The sequence below is a fragment of the Pseudidiomarina fusca genome (genome assembly GCF_032227045.1).
Taxonomy (GTDB): domain Bacteria; phylum Pseudomonadota; class Gammaproteobacteria; order Enterobacterales; family Alteromonadaceae; genus Pseudidiomarina; species Pseudidiomarina fusca.
Genome location: NZ_JANFPJ010000091.1, coordinates 1 through 998 on the forward strand (window position 1 = coordinate 1; position 998 = coordinate 998).

At 49.5% G+C, this 998-nt stretch carries 2 protein-coding genes and 1 pseudogene; all 3 read left to right on the forward strand.

The genetic code is table 11. The features are described from left to right. Positions 1 to 80: 80 nt before the first annotated feature. Positions 81 to 362, forward strand: coding sequence for an IS66 family insertion sequence element accessory protein TnpA (tnpA, locus tag NOG12_RS13180; RefSeq protein WP_086904956.1), 282 nt, complete (start codon positions 81 to 83; stop codon positions 360 to 362). Beyond that, positions 362 to 712 carry an IS66 family insertion sequence element accessory protein TnpB gene (gene tnpB / locus NOG12_RS13185; RefSeq protein ID WP_014610304.1) on the forward strand — a complete coding sequence of 117 codons (351 nt, stop codon included), beginning with the start codon at positions 362 to 364 and terminating at the stop codon, positions 710 to 712. The genes tnpA and tnpB overlap by 1 nt, the downstream gene beginning before the upstream one ends. A 21-nt stretch (positions 713 to 733) precedes the next feature. After that, a pseudogene (locus NOG12_RS13190) lies at positions 734 to 998 on the forward strand (IS66 family transposase); the annotation flags it as partial.

Here is a 998-nt window from a genome sequence, read left to right on the forward strand (position 1 = left end):
GTAAGCGTCCATTTTAGGACGTCCTATTCCCACTTAAGATCGCGCGATAAGCTGTGCACTCATCATAACAGGAGAGTGATATGGCAAAGCGAGCTTACCGCAACGCGGCACAATGGCAGCAATTAATCGACTTATGGCACACATCAGAGCTGAGCATCACTGAGTTTTGCCAAACCCATCAACTGAGCACCATGTCATTTTATAAATGGCGGCAACGCTTGGCTGAGCAAACTGAACAAGCGCCTGTTCGCCAGGATACACAGTTTATCGATTTATCCGCGCTTGCACATCACGGTAACGCTCGCTGGCATATCGTCTTGTCACTGGGTAATGGCGTTGAACTCACGCTTAACCAGCAATAATGTTTATCCCTGCTGCCAACCAAAAAATCTGGCTGTGCACCACACCCGTGGATATGCGTAAATCCTTTAACGGTTTAAGTGCCCTGGTGCGCAATAAACTTTGCCATAATCCACAAAGCGGCCAGTACTTTGTGTTTATCAATGCCCGCAAAACCCAGATGAAGGTGTTGTACTTCGAAAGCTCAGGCTATTGTGTCTGGGCTAAGCGCCTCGAGCAAGGCCAGTTTCCGGTGAAACCGCATCCGAGTGGGATCCAATCACTCACCGGTTGCACCCTGCAAATGATCGTTGACGGAATTACCGTACTTCGCCAGAAACAAGCGAAGCGCTATGGGCAGTCAATCGCTTGATAAGTCTGTATAATTGACGCTATGAAAATCAAGCCTTCATCCTCATCCAACGTGGCAACGGACGCCGAGACACGGGTTAATTTGACCAGTGAAATCGCGCGCCTGCAGAGTTTGTTGCAACAGGCTTCTGCAGAGAATCAGGCCTGGTCAGAAAAGTACGGCAAGCTGGAAACTGAGCATGCGTCATTGCGCGAAACCTTCGCAGGCATTCAGCAACGCTTAGCCTGGTTTGAGAAGCAGCTGTTTGGTCAGAAGTCAGAAAAGCGCGCCTTGGAATTGGGTATGC

What these genes read in the sequence shown, in the direction of transcription:
- tnpA (WP_086904956.1), top strand. Translation starts at nt 81, where the DNA reads ATGGCAAAGCGAGCTTACCGCAACGCGGCACAATGGCAGCAATTAATC.
- tnpB (WP_014610304.1), top strand. Translation starts at nt 362, where the DNA reads ATGTTTATCCCTGCTGCCAACCAAAAAATCTGGCTGTGCACCACACCC.